The organism is Streptomyces sp. NPDC046870, assembly GCF_040704595.1.
Taxonomy (GTDB): domain Bacteria; phylum Actinomycetota; class Actinomycetes; order Streptomycetales; family Streptomycetaceae; genus Streptomyces; species Streptomyces argyrophylli.
In genome coordinates this window covers 77,388-95,280 of the sequence record NZ_JBEYXM010000028.1, presented here as the reverse complement: position 1 = coordinate 95,280, position 17,893 = coordinate 77,388, and the positions used below count along the sequence as shown (strand labels likewise).

Here is a 17,893-nt window from a genome sequence, read left to right as displayed (position 1 = left end):
GAAGCCGGTCCGTGCAGCGGCTGTGAACGCTCCCCACCTCATCGCCCTCGTTAGCGCCGGAGCCCGCTTCGAACGCGGCCACCTCGTCGAACGTCCCGAGGTCCGCGTGGCATGAACGACCCAACCGATCCGCAGAATGCCACCCACGGCTCCGAGTCACGGGCGCGGGAAGCGGGCGCGCATGGCGTCGATGCAGGTGTCCCGGGAAGTGGGTCCGCCAAATCGAAGGCGGTCATAGGCCGTGAACGCCGGCTCCAGGGTGTCGAGTTCGTCGACCAGAGCGTGCAGCCGCTCAGACCATTGCGCTGAACCGGCGTCCGGCTCGTTCGCTGCGGCACCGATCGCGGTCGTCAGGTAATCCTTACGCTGAATGGTGGCCGGGGTCACCGAGTGCAGACACACGTACTGTCCGCTGAGATACGCATTCCACTCCGCCTTCCCGGTGATCGGGTCGGCCCAGTGAGCGGTGAACCACGCTTCGAGCAGGTCTACGCCGCCGGCCTCGTCGGCGAGAGCGAACAGGTCGGCCGGCACCATCTCAGCACCGTCGGAGCGCAGATATCCCGGAAGCGGCAGACGCTGCCTCAGCATCAGCCGGCGGACCGCATCGGCTTCGCGGCCGTGGACTGCGCACAGTTCCTCCAGGGCAACGAACTGCGCGCTGACATATACGTCATCCGCGTCGGTCATCGGATGGTCGCCGTTGACCTCCTGGAACCGCTCGACGAGCTGCTGCTTCAGGTCCGTCTCCGGCATAGGGGGCCTCCGGCGTCATCAGCGCGGGCATCTCCCGCACGGGACTCCGCACGCTACAGGCCGGACGGTTCGGCATTCACCGAACTATCGATGGATCCGCGAAGAACGAGGGCACCTCGTCCTCACCTCCGCCCACCGATCCACAGTTCTTGACAACAACTCGACTAATGATGGAGGCAAGGCCTGCTGAGACGAGCCATTTTCCGCTCCCGGGCACTGCAACCAGGAAGACGACGGCGGCTGCGCCCAATGCTGCCACAATGATCCGAACCACAATCCGACGAGACCGCACGGTTCCCCTCGCACTTGATATCGCGTCATGCCGCCTTCAGCGCGCGGCACGTATCAATCAGCCAGGCCGGCGATGTCGGCGTACGGAGTTTCGCTGGAGATCCACGCCGGCGGTGTGATGGCGCGATCGCACGCGAGCGGCGGTCCGCGGGTCGGGCGGCCCGGGCGGCTCGACCCGGCGCACCGGAGCGACTAGAAGGTGTTGCACAAGGCTTGGTGGCGGGCATTTCCCGCGCCGTGGGCAGGCGCCAGTCGGGGGCGAGCGCGGTCAGGCTGTCCTCGCAGGCGGTGGCCGGTTCGCTCTTGGCAGCGCGGTGGCGGTGTTCGGCGATCCAGCTCCGCCGGGTGTGGGACACCGTTGGCGAACCCAGCTTCCCTACGGTGCCTTGCGGGAGGCGGCGCAGAGGTTTCTCACCGAGGTCGTCCGGCGAAGAAGTCCGCAAGGGAAGATGCGAGCGCTTCCGGAGCCTCTTCGGCCACGTGATGCCCGGAGTCGATGCCGTGGCCGCGTACGTCCGGTGCCCACTGCCGCCAGATCTTCACCGGGTCACCGTACAGATCCTCCAGGTCGTCCCGGAGCGACCAGAGGATCAGCGCCGGGCACTGGATCCGTGTCCCGGCCGCGCGGTCGTCCTCCTCGTGCCGCCGGTCGATGGTGAGACCGGCCCGGTAGTCCTCCAGCATCGCCCGCACCACGTCGGGGTTCCTCGTGGCCGCGCGCCACTCCTCATAGTTCTCCTGCCCCATGCTCTGGGGGTCACCGCGGTACCAGCTGTCCGGGTCGGCGTTGATGACCCGCTCGGGGATGTCCGGCTGGGCGAAGAAGAACCAGTGCCACCACTGCGTGGCGAACTCGGTCGTGATGCGGGACAGGTGCTCGGTCAGGGGCAGACAGTCGATCAGCGCCACCCGCGAGACGGCGTCGGGATGATCGAGTACGAGACGCAGCGCGACGCTGCCTCCGCGGTCGTGCCCGGCGAGTGCGAACCGGGCATGGCCGAGGGAGCGCATCACCTCCACCACGTCACCAGCGACGGCCCGCTTGGAGTAGCCCGCGTGGTCTGCGGTAGGTGCCGGACCGGTGGACCGGCCGTACCCGCGGAGATCGGGACAGACCACGGTGAAACCGCGTCGGACGAGGAGCGGGGCGACGCGATGCCAGGTCGCAGATGTCCGGGGGTGGCCGTGCAGCAGCACCACCGGCGGCCCTTCCCCGCCGTAGCGAACGAGAATCGATGCTTCATCGACCTGAACCCGCCTGGTCTCAAAGCCCTCGAACAAGGCCCGAACCTCCCGCTCTCGCTGACACCGCAACGGCACCTATCGGCCCGGGACAAACCCGTACTCGCACCCGAGGAGCACCGGGCCAACAGGCTGTGCAAGCCGGCCCCGTCTGCCGACGAGTGCTGAACCGACACAGCCTTCCTCATGCCCCCGCAGGTCCCGTGGACACAACTGCCTTTAAGCCAACGGTGTCGGTGTCGTGGCGGGGCGCTGAGTCGCACCGAACGGCAGCCCCGGCCCGCCAGTACGGAGGCGGCGGTCCCGTGCCGCCCGTGACCGGCCGGTCGGCGGCCTGCGGCTCGGGGGCGAGGGGGCCCGCGGCGGTTGAGGTGTGCTTCCGTGCGCCACCGGCCGGGCTGCGGGCGCTGCCACCGGCTGTACCGCGGGCGCCGCCATCGACGGAGCCAAGCCGTCGGACGGCATGCCTCCGCCCGCCCCGAACGCCTGCCGGGCCTCACGGGACTGCCGCTCGTGCACCACGGCCGCCAGGGAGGCGGCGGGAGGCAGATCCCCCGGCAACGGCGTCCCGGTCCGCTCCGCGAGGTCGGCCGCGAGCCGCTGCGCCATACCCCCGGGGCCGCGGCCCGTCGCCCGGCGCCGCAGCCGAAACCCCGGACAGGCCGGAGCAGGGGCGGCAGCCCGGGCAGGCCGTACGAGGCCAGGAGTCCGGCCGTCGTGTACGGCCAGCCGTCGGTCAGGACCTCGCCCTGGACGTATCGCCAATCACACGGGCCCGGCGGAGGGAGACCAGCCCATCTACCTCACGGGGGGCGCGTTGCACGGCCGGGTGACCGTCAGGAGCCGCGCGGACCATGCCTCTGCCGTATGGGAGTTCGGTCCGGTCACCGAGTGAGCCACGCCCCGTCAGTGAGTGCCTGACGCGGTGTCCGGTGGATCCGTGCCCGGTCGGACACGGGCCGGGCACGGAGTCACTCACGTGCCCCTGACCGGCGGCGCGTGCGGCGTCGTGTGGACCGCGTGCCTTCGCTCGAGTCGTCGGGGACGCCGTGCATCTGCCGGCCGTCGGCGAGGAGGCGTGCACCGAAGCCGTCCGAGAGACGTCACCGTTGCGCATCGGCCTGTGCGCGGGAGCGTTCGATGTCGGGGACGTGGTTCTCGGCCCATTCCCGGACGGCACGCAGGGGTATGAGCAGTGACCGCCCGAGGTCGGTGAGGGCGTACTCGACATGCGGGGGATGCGCGGGAATCTCCGTGCGTGAGATCAGACCGTCGTACTCCATCGCGCGCAGCGTCTCGGTGAGCGCCTTGGACGTGATCCCCCGGATGTGCGCCTTGAGCTCGGTGAATCGCATCGGGCTGTTGTCAAGCGCGTTGACGACGAACACCGTCCAGCGCGCCCCAATCCGATGCAGAACGGTGCGACTGGGGCAGGTCGCGGCCATGACGTTGTAGGCGTTGCCCATGCAGACTCCCGGTAGCGTTGAGGATACCGGTATCAAAACTATACCGTCCGAACCGTGACTGCTCCTGACTGCACGGTCCGTCCCCCGATGGCCCGGCACCGCCGTTTCGTCGCAGCGATCGTGATCGACTCGATCGGCACAGGTGTCTTCGTGCCTGTTTCGATGCTGTACTTCCTGGCCACGACGTCGCTGACGCTGGTGCAGGTGGGCGCGGCGCTGACGACGGCCGGGCTGCTGGCGCTCCCCGTGGGCCCCCTGGTCGGGGGGCTGGCCGACAGGTACGGCGCCAAGCCGGTCCTGCAGGCGGCGAACCTGGCCCAGGCCCTCGGCTTCGCCGGGTATCTCGTCGTGGGGGAGGCGTGGCAGATCGCCGTCTGCGCCTGGTTGAACGGTGCCGGCCGGGCGGTGTTCTTCAGCTGCTACGGCGCTACCGTCACGGCGCTGGCCGCGCCCGGCCAGCGCGAGCGCTGGTTCGGTCTTCTGGGGTCGGTACGCAACGTCGGTTACGCACTGGGCGGCCTCCTCAGCACCGTCGCAGTCGGCTTCGGAACTCACGACGTCTACGTCGCGATCGTGCTCGTCAACGTCTTGTCCTATCTCACCGCCTTCGGTCTGATGCGGGCCGTGCCGAACATGCGCCCCGAGGTGGGGCAGGGCGCTGCCGGAGGGTGGGGGCGTGTACTCCGGGACCTGCGGTTCCTGCCCGTGGTCGCGCATCAACTGTGCTTCGCGGTTTCCTTGTTCGCCCTCAACATCGCGATACCGGTCTACGCCGTGGACGTACTGGGGCTGCCCGGCTGGACTGCCGGCGCCGTCTTCACGCTCAACACCCTGTTGGTCGGCTTTGCCCAGGGCGTCATCGTCGGACGGCTCAGCGGGCGGATCCGCAGCCGCGTCCTCGTCGCCGCACACGCATGTTTCGCGACCGGCTACCTCCTGTTCCTCGCCGCCGACCACGTGGCCGCGCTCGCCCTGGCGGTCGGTGTTGTACTGCTCGGTGCGATCAGTTACACCTTCGGTGAGATCGTCGGCGGCCCCATCACGTCGACCGTGGCGGCGGAGAGCGCCCCGGACGAGCTCCGCGGACGGTACTTGGCCCTGAACCAACTCGCCGTGAGCGTCGCGGGAGCGCTCGCTCCGGCCGCGCTGTCCGGGTTGCTGTCCACGGGGGCCGGCGCCATCTGGCTGACCCTGGCCGGTGTCAGCGTCCTCGGAGCCACGCTCGCCACCACGATCGGCAAAGTGGTGCCGGCGGCGCAGCGCCGCGTCGGGGGTGTCTAGGCACTGTCGGTCGGATCAGGGCGCAGGAAACCGACGGTCCGAACGACACACCCTGGAGCGGCGGTTGGGCGGAACTCCCGCGTTCCGGCAAGCGCGGGGGCCGGTGCCGGAGGGTATCGGGCGAGCAGCGTGAGTACCCCCTCGCAGCCTGAGCAGGACGCCCTCCAGGGGACCGCCCCGTCTCCCGATCCTGCCCCACATCTCTGCCGGGGAACTCGTCGAGCCGAGCGTCCCACCACTACGGGGGCTGGGGAGCTCGCGCACGTTCATCCGTCGCCGACGCCCCCGCCGACCATGAGCGAACGTCACTCTCTGCAGGTCAGAACGCTGGGACTTAAGGAGGGCGCGACAGGCGAATACAGAACTCGCAGGTATCAACACTCCCGGCTGCGCTTACACTCCTCGGATGGACAACGTGCGGTGCACCCAATGCGGTCAGGCCGGGCTTGAGCAGGGCTTTGTCAGTGACAGTGGCCAAGGGGCCCGCGGGTACGCGCGATGGTTCGGAAGCCTCCTTGAGCGGGGCATCCTGGGCATAGCCAAGACGCGGGGCCTGCCGCAATGGCGGATCGATGCGTTTCGCTGCCCGAACTGCGCGCACCTGGAGCTGTTCGCCGCCCAGCGATTGGACCTTCGTGGGTGACGTCGCGTGACGTTTCGTGGTCTTCGTTCAGGCTGTGCGACCGTGCTCAAGCTGAAGTATCACGAGGGCGGCTCGGACGACACGGGTGAGGGCTGCGGGGTCGCGGCTGACGCTGCGCAGGGCCTTGAAAGTCACCTTCACCAAGGCGTTGGCACGTTCGGCGCCCGCAGGGGACGCCCCGGATCACGGCGCTGAACGCCTGCTCCGGCTCGGCGAGTTCGCCGCCCTTTGCCTTCTTGACCGGGTGACGGAAGCCGGGCCCGACGTTCTCATGGCCGAGGTCGGTCAGAGAGGGGACGCCCAGGGTGGGGACGAGCCGGTTCCGGGCATCGACCAGTCCGTGGAGGCGTGCGCAGGTGGTGTCGTGCTCGCGGCCGGGGCGCACCGGGGAAACCCAGAGAGGTCAGCCGGCCGGGGCTGCGATGACCTGCACGTTTCCTGCGTGGTGCTTGTGCCTGCCGGATCATGGGCCCTCCTTCTGCGTTCGACCCGGCCGCTGCTGGTGATCCGTGGCACGCGAAGGCCCTCTGTGCCACAATCCCGGGCGGGGGTGGGCGATAGTGAGCCCGGAACGGGACGAGCAGGAACGGCTGCAGACGTATTCGCGCTGGGTGAGCAGGGGCGGGGTCGCCGTGGGCGTCGTCGGCGCCGCGATCTTCGGCTGGATCATGGCGGGCGCGTTCCTGAGCGGGACCGGTGCCGCCGACGCGGCCCCGCGCGATCTGTGCTCCCTGATCCCGGCCGAGGACGCGAGCAGGATCGTTCCGCTGCGCCGTACGACGCATCGGACCCTCCCCCGGAGCGACGTGCGCAACGAGGCCGAGTGCGAGATGACGAGCGGTGACGCGTGGATGAAGGACGGCGGCCGTTACGGCCGGCTGCGTGTCCAGCTGGACCGCCACGGCACCACCCGCCGCGACGACGGCTGGGACGAAGCCCGAAAGGCCTTCAACTGGTCCGAGGAGTACGACCGTGGCGACGGCGGAACGCCCCGCGAGGTCCCCGGCCTGGGCGAGAAGGCATACGAGGAGACCCGCTCCGAGCCGGCCTCCCCGCCCGGGCAGCGCGGGGTCCGAGCCAGGGCCCAGCTGACCGTCCTGCTCGGTAAGGACGTCCTCACCGTCGACTACACCGCCGAGCCGAGCAGCCCGGAGCGTGCCCGCGAGGTTTCCGTGGCCGTGGCGAGAACAGTGCTGGGGGGACTGTGAGCACCCCCGCCCGCTCCCGAACGGCCCTGCTGACGGTGCTGTCGATCGTGCTGACGGTCCTGGCCAGTGGCGCTGTGAGCATCTGGGTCCACCGCGACGAGGAGTCCGACCGCCGCGAGAGGGTCGACCGGCACCGTACGGCCCCGACGGCCCCGTTCCCGGACCCGTTCGTCACCCGGCCGCCCCGGTGACCACCTCACCCGAGCGCGGTCTGTCGGCCCGTCTACGGCTCCTCGGGAGAAGTCCGGCTCATCCGTGCCGGCAGGGCGCCCCCCGCTGTTCTGATCATGATGGGGGGGCACGTCGCGTCATCGCCGCCGCCGACGGCAGCAAACTCGGCCGCACCGCACACGCCTACGTCGGACCCTCCGCCTTGGTTGACGTAGGCGGTCGAGGGCCGGCGGGCGGTCACCCCGGGTGCCGCGCCGGGCCGGATTGCGGACCTGGTCGGCCCGCTCCGGGATCGTGTGCGGGATGCCGCGCCGGCGGAGCCAGGTCCGGATCGCTGTCCGAAAGAACGGGGGGATCGGCCTCGGCCGTCTCAGAGGCGGAAATCGGGTGGACCGTGACCAGGACGGCGACGTCGCGTTCGCGGGGCCGCCGACGGGCGGACCGTGCTCGCGGTGGACGTGAGCAACTGGCTGCGTCACGACGCCCCCACCAGCCCGGAGCTGCTGTTCTGCCACGTCTACGGGCGAGGCCGCAGCACGGATCATTTCATCCCCGGCGGGCCCTGCTCCTTCGTCGCCGCGCTGAAGACGGGACGCACGCCCTGGGGCTGCTCGCCTTCTCCACGAGGCCGTCGACATCAGCCTCCACGATGAGCGGGTGAGGCGCCCCGTCACCCACTTCCCCAAGGCGCTCGCGGAGCAGCAGCGCACCTGCCGGGCAACGACCACCGCATCCGCTTCTCCGGGTCGCGGTCACCCACGACATGAGGCCCGGCGCCGGATGTTCGGCCGGCGCCGGGTCCTTTCTGTGCATCACATTGCCGGCGCGTTGCAAATGATGCGGTTCATTGCCCGATTACGACTTGTACATGACAGATCAGACCTCACTGTTGCTCTGCTACAGCGAGTCGCCGCACCGTCATTGTGCGGCACGGACTCCGTGTGCCGCGTCCGCCCGAGCACGCGGCCGCACCCCCGCCGTCGCGTGCCGACCTGTAAGGACACTCCCCCATGGCATCGAGACACATCATCAAGAGGCGCATCGTCGCGGCGAGCGCCACCACGGCCGGCCTGGTGGCGCTCTTCGCCAGCGTCACGGCACTCCCCGCCGAGGCCGCACCGACCTTAGGCACGGTATTGAACGCCGACAGTGCCCACGCCGTGTCCGGAAGCTACATCGTCACGCTGAAGGACAGCGTCGGATTCAAGGCCACTGCCCGGCAGGGCAGGAACCTTGTCGCCGAATACGGCGGCACGGTCAAGCGGACCTACACCTCTGCGCTGAACGGCTACTCCGCGACACTGACCAGCACCGAGGCCAGGCGTCTGGCGGCCGACCCCGAAGTCGCCTCGGTGGAGCAGGACCAGGTGGTGCACGCACTCGGGACGCAGACCAACGCGCCCTGGGGTCTGGACCGTATCGATCAGTCCCGCCTCCCGCTGAGCGGCACGTACACCTATCCGGACACCGGTGGCAGCGGCGCGACGGTCTACGTCCTGGACACCGGTGTACGCATCACCCACCAGGAGTTCGGCGGCCGGGCCTCCTACGGCTACGACTTCGTCGACAACGACGCCACAGCGCAGGACGGCTACGGCCACGGCACCTTCGTCGCGACGAACGTCGCCGGGAGCACCTACGGCGTGGCCAAGCAGACGAAGATCGTCGCGGTGCGTGTGCTGGGCAACGACGGCTCCGGTACGACCGCGGGCGTCATCGCGGGCGTGGACTGGATCACCTCCCACCACGTCGCCAACTCCGTCGCCAACGTCTCTCTCGGCGGCAGCGCCAGCACCTCACTCGACACCGCGGTGAACAACTCGATCGCTTCGGGCGTCACCTACTCCATCGCGGCCGGGAACTCGGGCGCCAACGCGGCCAACTACTCGCCGGCACGTGTCGCCGCCGCCATCACGGTAGGCGCCACCACCAGCACCGACGCGCGGGCCAGCTACTCCAACTACGGTTCGACCGTGGACATCTTCGCCCCCGGCAGCAGCATCACCGCCGGCTGGAACACCTCCGACACCGCCACCTACACCGGCAGTGGCACGTCCTTCGCCGCTCCGCATGTCTCCGGTGCGGCGGCGCTCTACCTGACCGCTCACCCGGGCGCCTCCCCGGCGACCGTGGCCGCCGCACTGGTGAACGGAGCGACCAGCGACGTCCTCACGGGCATCGGCACCGGCTCGCCCAACAAGCTCCTCAAGCTCGTTCCGTAACCGAGTTCGGCTCTTCCGTCCGAAGCACCCGGACAGCAGGCCCCGCCGCTCACCACCGAGCGCGGGGCCTGCCCCTGCGAGCACGTCAGCAGCGTCAGTGGATATCCATGACCGGTACGGCGGGTCACTCCTGCAGCCAGCCGACCTTCGTGTAGTCGACGTACGACGGGGCGACCATCGGGCCGGCCGAGCCGACCAGCGCGGAGCGGAAGCCGGAAGCGGCGCCGACGGCGGCGAACGCGCGGTCGTCGAGCCGGGCCGTGTGCGGCTTCCATCGCCGTCAGATGACCGTGATCAGGAGGAACACGCCGATGAGACGGGTGGGGGCGGGCAGCGGCCCGGTGGAGAACAGCAGTGCTCCGGCTGCGGCGGCCGGGACGGCGGCGACGTGGCCGTTCTGGTCCTGCTCCTCGTCCACGCCCGCCTCTCGGTCGTGCACGGCGCTCATCACGACGTCCACAACGACCTGCAGCGCCGTTCTGCGGCGGCCGAAGTCGTCACGTTCCTCGAAACTCTCCGCAACGACCTGAGCCCCCCTCGTCACGGTGCGGTCGAACGCTTGGTGAGCAACCACAGCACGTATCCGCCCTGTGCGCACGTCTGAACCCCGTCACCCGGAAGATCTCTCATGGCTGCCATCCTGTCCGTGTCCGGAAGCCCCTCCCCCGCCTCCCGCACCGCCCGGCTGTTGCGTCACCTGGACGAAAACCGGCTTCGGCGGCTGGCACGACGTGACTGCGTTGGAGGGGCGCGCCCTGCCACCCGAGGCGCTGCTCGGCGCCGGCGCTGCCATCGACCATGCCCTGCGCCCTGTGGTGAGGTCCATGGGCGCGGCTGACATCGTGCAGGGCATGTTCAGCCTCGACCGGGATATCGCCGCAGAGGGCGGCATGTCGTCCGTCGCACCGGCCGTCGCACTGGCGTTGGAGCGGGTCACTGACCAGTTCTCCGCTGGGCTGGGCGGCCGTACGGAGAGGCTCCCCGCCGCGGGGTGAATCTGTCGAATCCGACGACGGTCCCATGGCCGTCGCGGCCCCGGCGCCGAACATTCATTCTCTTGCCTGGCCCGGCGTCGAGGAGTTCACTGGTGTGATGCCGACCTTGGTCGCGACGTTGACGGGCTTCTGGCCCTCGCGTCGTGTGTATCTCTTCGACGGTTTCTGTAGCCGGGCCTCGTGATCCCGCTCCGCGCCATCACCCCGTCCGTGCCCTTCCCCGTACGAGAGAACCGAGGTCCGTCATGTCCTTCACCGATGAACTGCTCGCCAACAACGCCCGCTACGCCGAGACCTTCTCCGGTCCGCTCCCGCTGCCGCCCTCCCGCCAACTGGCCGTCGTGGCCTGCATGGACGCCCGGCTGAACGTCTACGCGATCCTCGGTCTGAACGACGGCGAGGCGCACGTCATCCGCAACGCCGGCGGGGTGGTGACCCAGGACGAGATCCGCTCGCTCGCCATCAGCCAACGCCTTCTTGGCACCGAGGAGATCATCCTCATCCACCACACCGACTGCGGCATGCTGACCTTCACCGACGACGGGTTCAAGGACGCGGTCCAGAAGGACACCGGGATCCGTCCGCCCTGGGCGGCGGAGGCGTTCCCCGACCTGGAGGAGGACGTACGGCAGTCCGTCGCGCGCATCAAGGCCGACCCGTTCGTCGTCCACAAGGACCGCGTGCGCGGTTTCGTCTTCGACGTGGCCACCGGCAGGCTCACGGAAGTCCGCTGACCGGGTTCCCGCCGTACCCGGGCATCTCCAGCCTCGGCTGGAGATGAGGTTGCCGGGCAGCGAGGAGGCAGTGACGCGGCGCCGGCCTCCGGCAGGCCATGCCGGAGGCCGGCGTAGTGTCGTCACGTCCTCGGCCGGGTGGGCCAGGCGTTGTCCGTCAGAACACGTTCGATCCGGTCGATGCCGCAGGTGGTGAAGAAGGCTGCGGCCCGTGTGAGGAAGGCCGGGCAGGTGGCGGCCTTCTCGTCGCCGTGGACCTCGCTGTAGGCGAGACGGCTGTGGTCGTCGACCGCGGAGTCGACGTGGTCGAAGCCTGGCGCAGGCGGCAAACCCGGGTCTCCAGCGCTGCCGGAGTCCGGTGCGGCGTCGTGCGGAGGCGGCTGGACCGGTCATGCAGGCCGGCTCCCCCGGCCGGCGCGGTTGGCGCCCGGCGACACATTGGCCAGGCCACTCGCGCAACGTGCTCCCGTCAGCGTCCAGGAAACCGCTCCGTGATCTCCTGGAGCACCCACCCGTTACCGTCCGGGTCGCTGAACGAGGCGTAGGAGCAGTAGGTGGCGCGCTCGGGATGCGGGCCGTCCAGACGCTTCTGTCCTGCGCCCCGGTGTGTGACGGTTCCGCCCTCATGACCGTGGAACAACACGCCCCCCTCATCGTGGAACGCGTCGCTCACCTCGACACCCCGGCTGCCGATCTCGGCGCGGGCCTGCTCGATGTCGGGAACGATCAGGTAAAGGCCTTGGGCCGAGCCGGGTTCCGCGGAGGTCATTCCGTTGCCGAAGAGGATCGAGCATCCGGAGCCGGGGGGTGTGAAGTGCACCAACCGGTAGTCGTCGCTGAACGTCTGGTCGACGTCGAGGCGGAACCCGAGCCTGTCATAGAAATCCTTGGCCCGGTCGACGTCGGACACGGGCAGCACGATGGCTTCGAGTCTGAGGTCCACGAGATGTCTCCGATCGGAGAGGAACGACTGCCCGAACCGGCGTGGGAGTTCACCCACCACCATCACGGGTGAGCGGGCCACCTCGGTCGTCGACGCCTACGCCTGAGGGAACCGCGCCCGACCATACGGCCACGATAGTGGCGGGGTCTGCCGTCAGCTACCGCAGCGGTCCCGACGTTGCGACCTCACTCTCCGCGCACGGCCCGGCGACCCGCCGTGTCCACCGGCGCGACTGCGAGCCTTCCCGAGAACACAGGAATCTTCATGATCACGTCTGGCAGGGAGAAGGCGCTGGCCGCTGCGGCGGTGACCGCTCTCGTCGGCGGCTGCACTGCCGCGGGAGCAGTCTCCGCGGATGCGGCCACGCCGGAGTGCGGCGACAGCTGTATCCACTCGTGTCCGCCGAGGTGAACCGGCACTACGGCAGCCTGCGCGCCCTGGAGGTCGATGTGTGCCGGTCTCGCCGACATCGCGTACGAGAACGAGGACTCGTGCTCCTGGTCGCCCGATTCGCGCGGTCACGCGGCCCGGACGGATCGCCGGGCGCGGGCCAGCCGGCGCAGCTCGGCGCGTGCCGCCGGCACCGAAGGGACGGTCTCCCAGTAGGGGGTGCCATCACAGCCGTACGGACAGGAGCAGCAGGCGGTGGCGCGGCGGTGTCGCGGGGGCGGGGTGCGGCGAGCGCGGTCGGGCCTGTGGTCGTCCGCGCCACGGTGGTCCCCAGCCGGCGCCCGCCGCTCCTGAGCCTCCGGCCACGGGCCGCCCGACAGGTGGTGCGGCGCCGCTCGACAGGGTGGTTGTCCCGCGTTGCCGGGCTCGGTGAGGGCGCTGTTTGGCTCCCGCCTGGACGAGGCCGGGCCACGCCGGCGGTTGTCCTGGAGGCGGCCGCATCCGGGGAGTCGTGGCCCGAATGCGTCAGGACTGACCCGGTCGTTCCAGCAGACGGCCGAGACAGAGACACGCAGGTGGTGAGCCCCGGTGCGTGTGTGCGCACGGTAGCAGGTGCCGACCGTCTGCCCGGCGGGCAACGGCTCTGAGCTGGTGCTCTGCTGTGCCGGGGCCGGTTCTGTCGGCCTGGGCGGTGGCGGGCTTCACAGGAAATTCTCGTGCAGGCAGTCGTGGGAGCGTGGGTTTCTGTGTGACGGTGGGGGAAGACAACGAGACCGGTCGGCATCTCTGGGTGCCGGTCTTTGGGGAGTTCGGGCGTTGCCCCCACCCCGGGCACCCGACCCCCGCCATCGTCGTACACCCCTCAAAGGGGGGTGCTTCGTCTTTGGGCTCACCAACCCCCGGAAGGGGGCACGCCCGCATGAACATCACCACCACGACCGACGGCACCTTCGCACGCATCTCCCTCTGCGGAGAGATCGACTTCCACACCCTGCCCCCGCTGCGCGCCGCAGTCGACGCGCTGCCACCGCAGGTGACCGACCTGCAGTGGGACTTGACCCACACATCCTTCATGGACGTCGCCGGCCTCCACCTCCTCTTCACCCCCACCACCACCGGCCCGGAGCGCCGTGCGACCGTGACCGGACTGCGCGCACAGCCGCTGTCGCTGCTGCTCCTGGCGGCCGACGTGAATCCCACCGTCTTCGACCTCTGTCGTCTCCTGCCCGACGTACCCCCGGCCGACCTCAGGCCCGCAGCCTCGTGAGCGCCCCCGATCGCCTGTCTACCGAGTCCTGACCGGCCCGGGCGACGCCGCGTTCTGCCCTCGTGTGAGCGAAGCGACAGCTCTCGGCTACGAGCTACACGAAGGCCCTGCGGTCACTTTCGACGGTGAAAGGGTCATCGTCGCCCAAGCGGTGGTACGGCCGGCGCAGTCGTAGGCCTTGGGGGCGCGATCTGCCCGTGACACCACAGGGGCCGCAGCGGTCAGGCGAGTTGTGAAAGTGCTGGTCAAAGCCACTCGTTGAGGTCCGGGTCCGCCACCGTATGCCGTCTATCAGCTGCCGACGCGTCCACCCCTGCGGACGACCCGGCTTGATGCCTCGCGGCAGCAACGGCTCAAGCTCGGGCCCGCTGGTCGTTCGTCAGATCCCCGCGTCCCGCGACAGGTGATCGTCAACGAACAAGATCCACTTTCGCCACAGACCCTAGCCGGGATACGGCAGCAGGGTGGCGTTCACCGTCTCCCAGGCCGCCCTCAGCTCGGCCAGCAGCTGCGGGCGGTCCGGGGCCAGGTCGGCCTGTTCGCGGGCGTCGGCCGCGAGGTCGAAGAGGTGGTCCCTGCCGTCGGCGTCCCGGTAGTACTTGAGGTCGCCCCGTCTGAGCGCCCGGTTGCCGCGCACCCGCCAGAACAGGTCGCGTTCCGGCACCTGTTCGCCGCGCAGCAGATAGCCGGCCAGGCTGTGGCCGTCCAGCGGGTACGCCGGGTCGGGGCGGGCGCCGGCCACCTCCAGCAGGGTCGCGGTCCAGTCCGGCGTGTACACCGGGACATGGCTGACCTGCCGACCGTCGACCCGGTCCGGCCAGCGCAGGATCGTCGGCACCCGGATCCCGCCTTCCAGCAGCGAGGCCTTCTCACCGCTGAGCGGCCACTGGTAGGAGAAGCGCTCACCGCCGTTGTCGGAGGAGAACACCACGATCGTGTTCTCCTCCTGCCCGGAGCGGCGCAGCGCGGCCAGCACCTGGCCGACGGCCCGGTCCAGGCTCTCCACCATCTCCGTGTACTTCGTCACCGATCCGCCGTCGTTGTGCAGCAGCGCGCCGAGCACGTTGCCGTCGCGGACCTTCGCGGCGATCTCCGCGCCGGTCTCCTCGTCGTCCTCGGTGAGCCACGGCCAGTGCGGGGTGGTGAAGTTGAGGTTCAGCAGCCACGGCCGCTCGTGCCGCCGGCTCACGTACTCCACGGCCCGCTCGGTCAGTACGGTCGTGTAGTAGCGCAGGTCCTTGTACTCGGCGTCGCCCTCGTACAGGTCGTAGTCGCCGAGCTGGCCCAGCTTGGAGAAGTACTCGAGGGCCCCGCCGAAGTTGCCGAAGAACTCGTCCCAGCCGGACTTGGTCGGGCTGTAGTCGGGCAGCCAGCCGCAGTGCCACTTGCCGATCAGCGCGGTGGAGTACCCCGCCTTCTTCAGCAGCGAGGCGAGAGTCGGATGGCTGGGGTCCAGTCCCTGGCTGCGGTTGGCGATGGGCTCGGCGAGTCCGCCCTTGGTGCGGCCCGGGAAGCGGCCGGTGTACAGGCTGAACCGGGTCGGGGAGCAGGTCGCCGAGCCGGAGTAGGCGTCGGTGAACCGCACGCCCTGTGCGGCGAGCCGGTCCAGGTTCGGGGTTTTGATGTGCGGGGCGCCGTAGACGGACAGGTCGGCCCAGCCGAGGTCGTCGGCGAAGACGAAGAGGATGTTCGGCCGCCGGCCCCGGCCGGCGTGTGCACGGGCGTGGAAGGGGCGCTCGGCGGGGGCGGCCGCTTCGGCGGTCGCGGCCGTGCCCGCGACGGCCGTCGCGGCGCCGCCGCCGATCAGGCCGGTGAAGGCACGACGAGATATTCCAGACATATGGGGTCCTCGGAGGCGGCCGTGCCCCAGGACGGGTACGGCGAGGGAGGGAAGAAGAGGAGAAGGAAGAGGCTGGGCTTCAGCTACAGATCGCGCTGGTCTGCCGGCACAGGTCGACATGGCGCCGCGCCACGAGCACGACGCACATCCCTGTGCGGACAACGGAGAGCCTCATGATCATGCACGCTGCCAGGGCGGGCGGTGGGCGTCAACACAGAGCGCGGGCGCGGGGGAAGGGTTTCATGCGCCGTTCATACCGGGGTGTCGCCCTGATGCGCCGAGCCTGCCGTGACCGGCTGCGCGTCTGCGGTGCGTGACGTGGGAGAAAGGGGGAACCGTCGATCGTGCGCGGGGACGTATGCCCGTGATTCCTCGGAAGTAACTCTGATTTTGTGTGCTTGTAGGACTGAAGTAAGGGCATTCGGTGGCCAGGAGGTTGATAACGATGGTTCCCCTGCTTCTGGTTCTTCTGCTGGCCCTGATCCTCTTCGGTGCGGGATTCGCTCTCAAGGCACTGTGGTGGATCGCGGTGATCGTGCTCATCGTGTGGCTGCTCGGCTTCGTCGTCCGCTCCGCGGACAGTGGCGGCCGCAAGGGCCGTTGGTATCGCTGGTAGACGAAAGACACCCGGCGCGAGGAGCGCGCCACGCGGGAGCATCAGTGGGCCCGGCCGACACGGCCGGGCCCACTGGCGTGAAAGAGAAGCTTCCTCGCGGCGGTCAGGAGGGATCGGGCGTATCGGACGCACCGCAGGGTACGTGAATCATGCACCGGCCCCACGGACTCAGCAGTGGAACCCTGCTCCTCCTGTCTGCGGGGCCGGTGCGTACTCGCATCCGGTTCGGCCGGGTGACCAGGCCACGCAGTGTTCTGCTTGATACCTGCCCCCGGCATGCTGGTCATCGTCATAACGGCTCGCTGAACGAACAAGGCTCATCGGGCGGAGCGCTGCCGCTTCTGGCCTGCGGTAGCGCGGACCACAGCCGGTGAGCCGGCCTCGTGCGCGAGGGTCGGTGCCTTCACGTGCCCGGGGTGACGATGTGCCACCCGTGAGCGGCCACCGAGGCGCGTCACGTCCATGAGAGTGCCGGGCGTGCCTTACGGACTGCCGGTCGTGGTCATCGGGCGGGCCGGTAGTAGGCCGCCACGGGGTCGTGCGCCTCGTCGTGAAGGGCCGGACCGTCGTGCGGCACCGTCGGCCAGGCACCCGACGGCGGGTTGAGCGCGACGAGTTGCTCGGTCGACAGCGCGTAGACGACCCGGCCGATGCCGGAACGGACGATGCCGCCCTCGCACATACCGCACGGCTGGCAGCTCGTGTACAGGGTGGTACCGGCAGCCGTGTCCGGGTCGAGTTCGCGGGCCGCCCAGCGAGCGAGCTTCAGTTCCGGGTGGGCGGTGATGTCGTGGTCCCGCCGGACCGTGTTGTGGGCTTCCGCAAGCACGGTGCCGTCCGGTCCGGCGAGAAGGGAACCGTACGGCGCATCACCCAGGGTGACCGCGTGGGCGGCGATGCGGATGGCACGCCGCAGAAGGGCCTCGTCGGCCGAGGTGATCATGATCGAGTGCTCCAGTGGGTGGCCACGAGGGTGAGTGCCCGCCATGCCGCCTCGGGCCGGCGCGTCTCTTCCGGGTCTCCGTGGTAAGGGTCGAGTACGACGGTGTCCGCGCCCAGCAGGCGTAACTGTTCGAGATCGTCGAGGATCTGTTCGACGGTGCCGACGCCGGCGGGCCGGTCGGAGGCGTCGACCGGTGCGCTGCTGACCCGCAGGGCGATGCGGGGCGCGAACCCCGGCAGCGCGTGCCGTCGCACCACCGCGCGCATATGGGGAAGGGGGAGCCGCAGCGGGTGCCAGGCGTCACCGAACCTCACGGCGCGCCGCAGGGCCGCCTCGCTATGGCCACCCACCCAGACGGGAACGTCGCCCTCCTGGCGCCCCGCCTCCCTGGCTTCCCGAAGGATGCCAAGACACTCGTCCGTCAGCCGGCCACGCGCGGTGAACGGCACGCGCAGCGCCTCGAATTCCTGCCGGGCCCAGCCGACGCCCACCCCGAGGACGAAGCGACCGCCGCTCATCCGGTGGAGGCCGGCAGCCATGCGGGCAACCAGCAAGGGATGCCGGTACGGCAGGACGAGCACGGTCGTGCCCAGCCGCACCGTGGTGGTGAGACCGGCCAGCCATGACAGGGTGGTGAACGGCTCGTGGAACGGCTCCGGGTACCGCTCGGCCACGTCCGGGGTGACCGCCACATGGTCCGACACCATGAGGGCGCCGAAGCGGAGGCCCTCCGCGATCCGTGCCCATTCACGCAGGATGCCGGGATCGGTACCCGGGCCGAAATTCGGTATGTTGACGCCGAGTTGCATGGTCCGAGGCTATTCTGGCGTTCATGACTCAGGGAAGCGAAACCTCCCTGCATAGCCGCTGCTTCTCCGTGATTTT

At 69.7% G+C, this 17,893-nt stretch carries 18 protein-coding genes and 7 pseudogenes; 12 read left to right on the top strand and 13 right to left on the bottom strand.

The window, feature by feature from the left end; translation table 11 throughout:
- Nucleotides 1-156: 156 nt before the first annotated feature.
- From AB0946_RS36120 to AB0946_RS36105, 4 genes and pseudogenes are all read right to left on the bottom strand, one after another.
- Nucleotides 157-756 (bottom strand): DUF6058 family natural product biosynthesis protein, encoded by a 600-nt coding sequence (locus AB0946_RS36120; RefSeq protein ID WP_366764926.1) that lies wholly within the window; start codon nt 754-756, stop codon nt 157-159.
- 702 nt (nt 757-1,458) lie between these two features.
- Nucleotides 1,459-2,328 (bottom strand): alpha/beta hydrolase, encoded by an 870-nt coding sequence (locus AB0946_RS36115; protein ID WP_366764925.1) that lies wholly within the window; start codon nt 2,326-2,328, stop codon nt 1,459-1,461.
- Nucleotides 2,329-2,508: 180 nt separating this feature from the next.
- Nucleotides 2,509-2,898: pseudogene (locus tag AB0946_RS36110) on the bottom strand (RDD family protein); the annotation flags it as partial.
- Between the two features lie 494 nt (nt 2,899-3,392).
- Nucleotides 3,393-3,755, bottom strand: a complete 363-nt coding sequence (locus AB0946_RS36105) for a helix-turn-helix domain-containing protein (protein ID WP_366764924.1) — start codon at nt 3,753-3,755, stop codon at nt 3,393-3,395.
- 87 nt (nt 3,756-3,842) lie between these two features.
- Here AB0946_RS36105 and AB0946_RS36100 point away from each other — a divergent pair, with 87 nt between their 5' ends.
- The gene (locus AB0946_RS36100; protein WP_366764923.1) at nt 3,843-5,036 is read left to right on the top strand and encodes an MFS transporter; all 1,194 of its coding nucleotides are present in this window, start codon (nt 3,843-3,845) and stop codon (nt 5,034-5,036) included.
- Nucleotides 5,037-5,442: 406 nt separating this feature from the next.
- Nucleotides 5,443-5,679, top strand: coding sequence for a hypothetical protein (locus AB0946_RS36095; protein ID WP_366764922.1), 237 nt, complete (start codon nt 5,443-5,445; stop codon nt 5,677-5,679).
- 27 nt (nt 5,680-5,706) lie between these two features.
- Here the strand turns inward: AB0946_RS36095 and AB0946_RS36090 are convergent.
- Nucleotides 5,707-6,142, bottom strand: a pseudogene (locus AB0946_RS36090) (transposase family protein); the annotation flags it as partial.
- Between the two features lie 97 nt (nt 6,143-6,239).
- Between AB0946_RS36090 and AB0946_RS36085 the strand changes: the two are divergent.
- Both AB0946_RS36085 and AB0946_RS36080 read left to right on the top strand, forming a co-directional pair.
- Nucleotides 6,240-6,887, top strand: coding sequence for a hypothetical protein (locus AB0946_RS36085; RefSeq protein ID WP_366764921.1), 648 nt, complete (start codon nt 6,240-6,242; stop codon nt 6,885-6,887).
- A complete protein-coding gene (locus AB0946_RS36080; protein ID WP_366764919.1) occupies nt 6,884-7,078 on the top strand; it encodes a hypothetical protein in 195 nt (64 codons plus the stop codon). Before AB0946_RS36085 ends, AB0946_RS36080 begins: the two co-directional genes overlap by 4 nt.
- Nucleotides 7,079-7,273: 195 nt before the next feature.
- Here the strand turns inward: AB0946_RS36080 and AB0946_RS36075 are convergent.
- Nucleotides 7,274-7,393 (bottom strand): annotated as a pseudogene (locus AB0946_RS36075) (IS5/IS1182 family transposase); the annotation flags it as partial.
- 90 nt (nt 7,394-7,483) lie between these two features.
- On the opposite strand from AB0946_RS36075, the pseudogene AB0946_RS36070 reads away from it, so the two are divergent.
- A pseudogene (locus tag AB0946_RS36070) lies at nt 7,484-7,663 on the top strand (transposase); the annotation flags it as partial.
- Between the two features lie 405 nt (nt 7,664-8,068).
- Nucleotides 8,069-9,280: a S8 family peptidase gene (locus AB0946_RS36065; protein ID WP_366764918.1), complete on the top strand. Its 1,212-nt coding sequence runs from the start codon at nt 8,069-8,071 to the stop codon at nt 9,278-9,280.
- Between the two features lie 280 nt (nt 9,281-9,560).
- Here the strand turns inward: AB0946_RS36065 and AB0946_RS36060 are convergent, their stop codons facing one another.
- Nucleotides 9,561-9,728 (bottom strand): hypothetical protein, encoded by a 168-nt coding sequence (locus tag AB0946_RS36060; protein WP_366764942.1) that lies wholly within the window; start codon nt 9,726-9,728, stop codon nt 9,561-9,563.
- Between AB0946_RS36060 and AB0946_RS36055 the strand changes: the two are divergent.
- The 3 genes and pseudogenes from AB0946_RS36055 to AB0946_RS36045 form a co-directional block, all read left to right on the top strand.
- Nucleotides 9,699-9,846 (top strand): annotated as a pseudogene (locus AB0946_RS36055) (alpha/beta hydrolase); the annotation flags it as partial. The gene AB0946_RS36060 and the pseudogene AB0946_RS36055 overlap by 30 nt on opposite strands.
- 62 nt (nt 9,847-9,908) lie before the next feature.
- A pseudogene (locus AB0946_RS36050) lies at nt 9,909-10,275 on the top strand (hypothetical protein).
- 245 nt (nt 10,276-10,520) lie between these two features.
- The gene (locus AB0946_RS36045) at nt 10,521-11,009 is read left to right on the top strand and encodes a carbonic anhydrase (RefSeq protein WP_366764917.1); all 489 of its coding nucleotides are present in this window, start codon (nt 10,521-10,523) and stop codon (nt 11,007-11,009) included.
- Between the two features lie 143 nt (nt 11,010-11,152).
- Here the strand turns inward: AB0946_RS36045 and AB0946_RS36040 are convergent.
- Both AB0946_RS36040 and AB0946_RS36035 read right to left on the bottom strand, forming a co-directional pair.
- Nucleotides 11,153-11,323, bottom strand: a pseudogene (locus tag AB0946_RS36040) (IS481 family transposase); the annotation flags it as partial.
- Nucleotides 11,324-11,478: 155 nt separating this feature from the next.
- Nucleotides 11,479-11,952, bottom strand: coding sequence for a VOC family protein (locus AB0946_RS36035; protein WP_366764916.1), 474 nt, complete (start codon nt 11,950-11,952; stop codon nt 11,479-11,481).
- 1,309 nt (nt 11,953-13,261) lie between these two features.
- Between AB0946_RS36035 and AB0946_RS36030 the strand changes: the two genes are divergently transcribed.
- Entirely contained in the window at nt 13,262-13,609 is a 348-nt protein-coding gene (locus AB0946_RS36030) for an STAS domain-containing protein (RefSeq protein WP_366764914.1), read from the top strand.
- A gap of 28 nt (nt 13,610-13,637) precedes the next feature.
- Nucleotides 13,638-13,784, top strand: a complete 147-nt coding sequence (locus AB0946_RS36025) for a DUF1737 domain-containing protein (RefSeq protein WP_366764941.1) — start codon at nt 13,638-13,640, stop codon at nt 13,782-13,784.
- Nucleotides 13,785-14,051: 267 nt separating this feature from the next.
- On the opposite strand, the gene AB0946_RS36020 is transcribed toward AB0946_RS36025, so the two are convergent.
- Together AB0946_RS36020 and AB0946_RS36015 are read right to left on the bottom strand one after the other, a co-directional pair.
- A complete protein-coding gene (locus AB0946_RS36020) occupies nt 14,052-15,449 on the bottom strand; it encodes a sulfatase-like hydrolase/transferase (protein ID WP_366764913.1) in 1,398 nt (465 codons plus the stop codon).
- Nucleotides 15,450-15,528: 79 nt separating this feature from the next.
- Nucleotides 15,529-15,597: a putative leader peptide gene (locus tag AB0946_RS36015; RefSeq protein ID WP_366764940.1), complete on the bottom strand. Its 69-nt coding sequence runs from the start codon at nt 15,595-15,597 to the stop codon at nt 15,529-15,531.
- Between the two features lie 297 nt (nt 15,598-15,894).
- Between AB0946_RS36015 and AB0946_RS36010 the strand changes: the two genes are divergently transcribed.
- On the top strand, nt 15,895-16,065 hold the full coding sequence (locus AB0946_RS36010; protein ID WP_037661814.1) for a hypothetical protein: 171 nt from the start codon (nt 15,895-15,897) through the stop codon (nt 16,063-16,065).
- Between the two features lie 502 nt (nt 16,066-16,567).
- Here the strand turns inward: AB0946_RS36010 and AB0946_RS36005 are convergent.
- On the bottom strand, nt 16,568-17,008 hold the full coding sequence (locus AB0946_RS36005; RefSeq protein WP_366764912.1) for a nucleoside deaminase: 441 nt from the start codon (nt 17,006-17,008) through the stop codon (nt 16,568-16,570).
- Nucleotides 17,005-17,817: an LLM class flavin-dependent oxidoreductase gene (locus AB0946_RS36000; RefSeq protein ID WP_366764911.1), complete on the bottom strand. Its 813-nt coding sequence runs from the start codon at nt 17,815-17,817 to the stop codon at nt 17,005-17,007. Before AB0946_RS36000 ends, AB0946_RS36005 begins: the two co-directional genes overlap by 4 nt.
- Between the last annotated feature and the right edge of the window lie 76 nt (nt 17,818-17,893).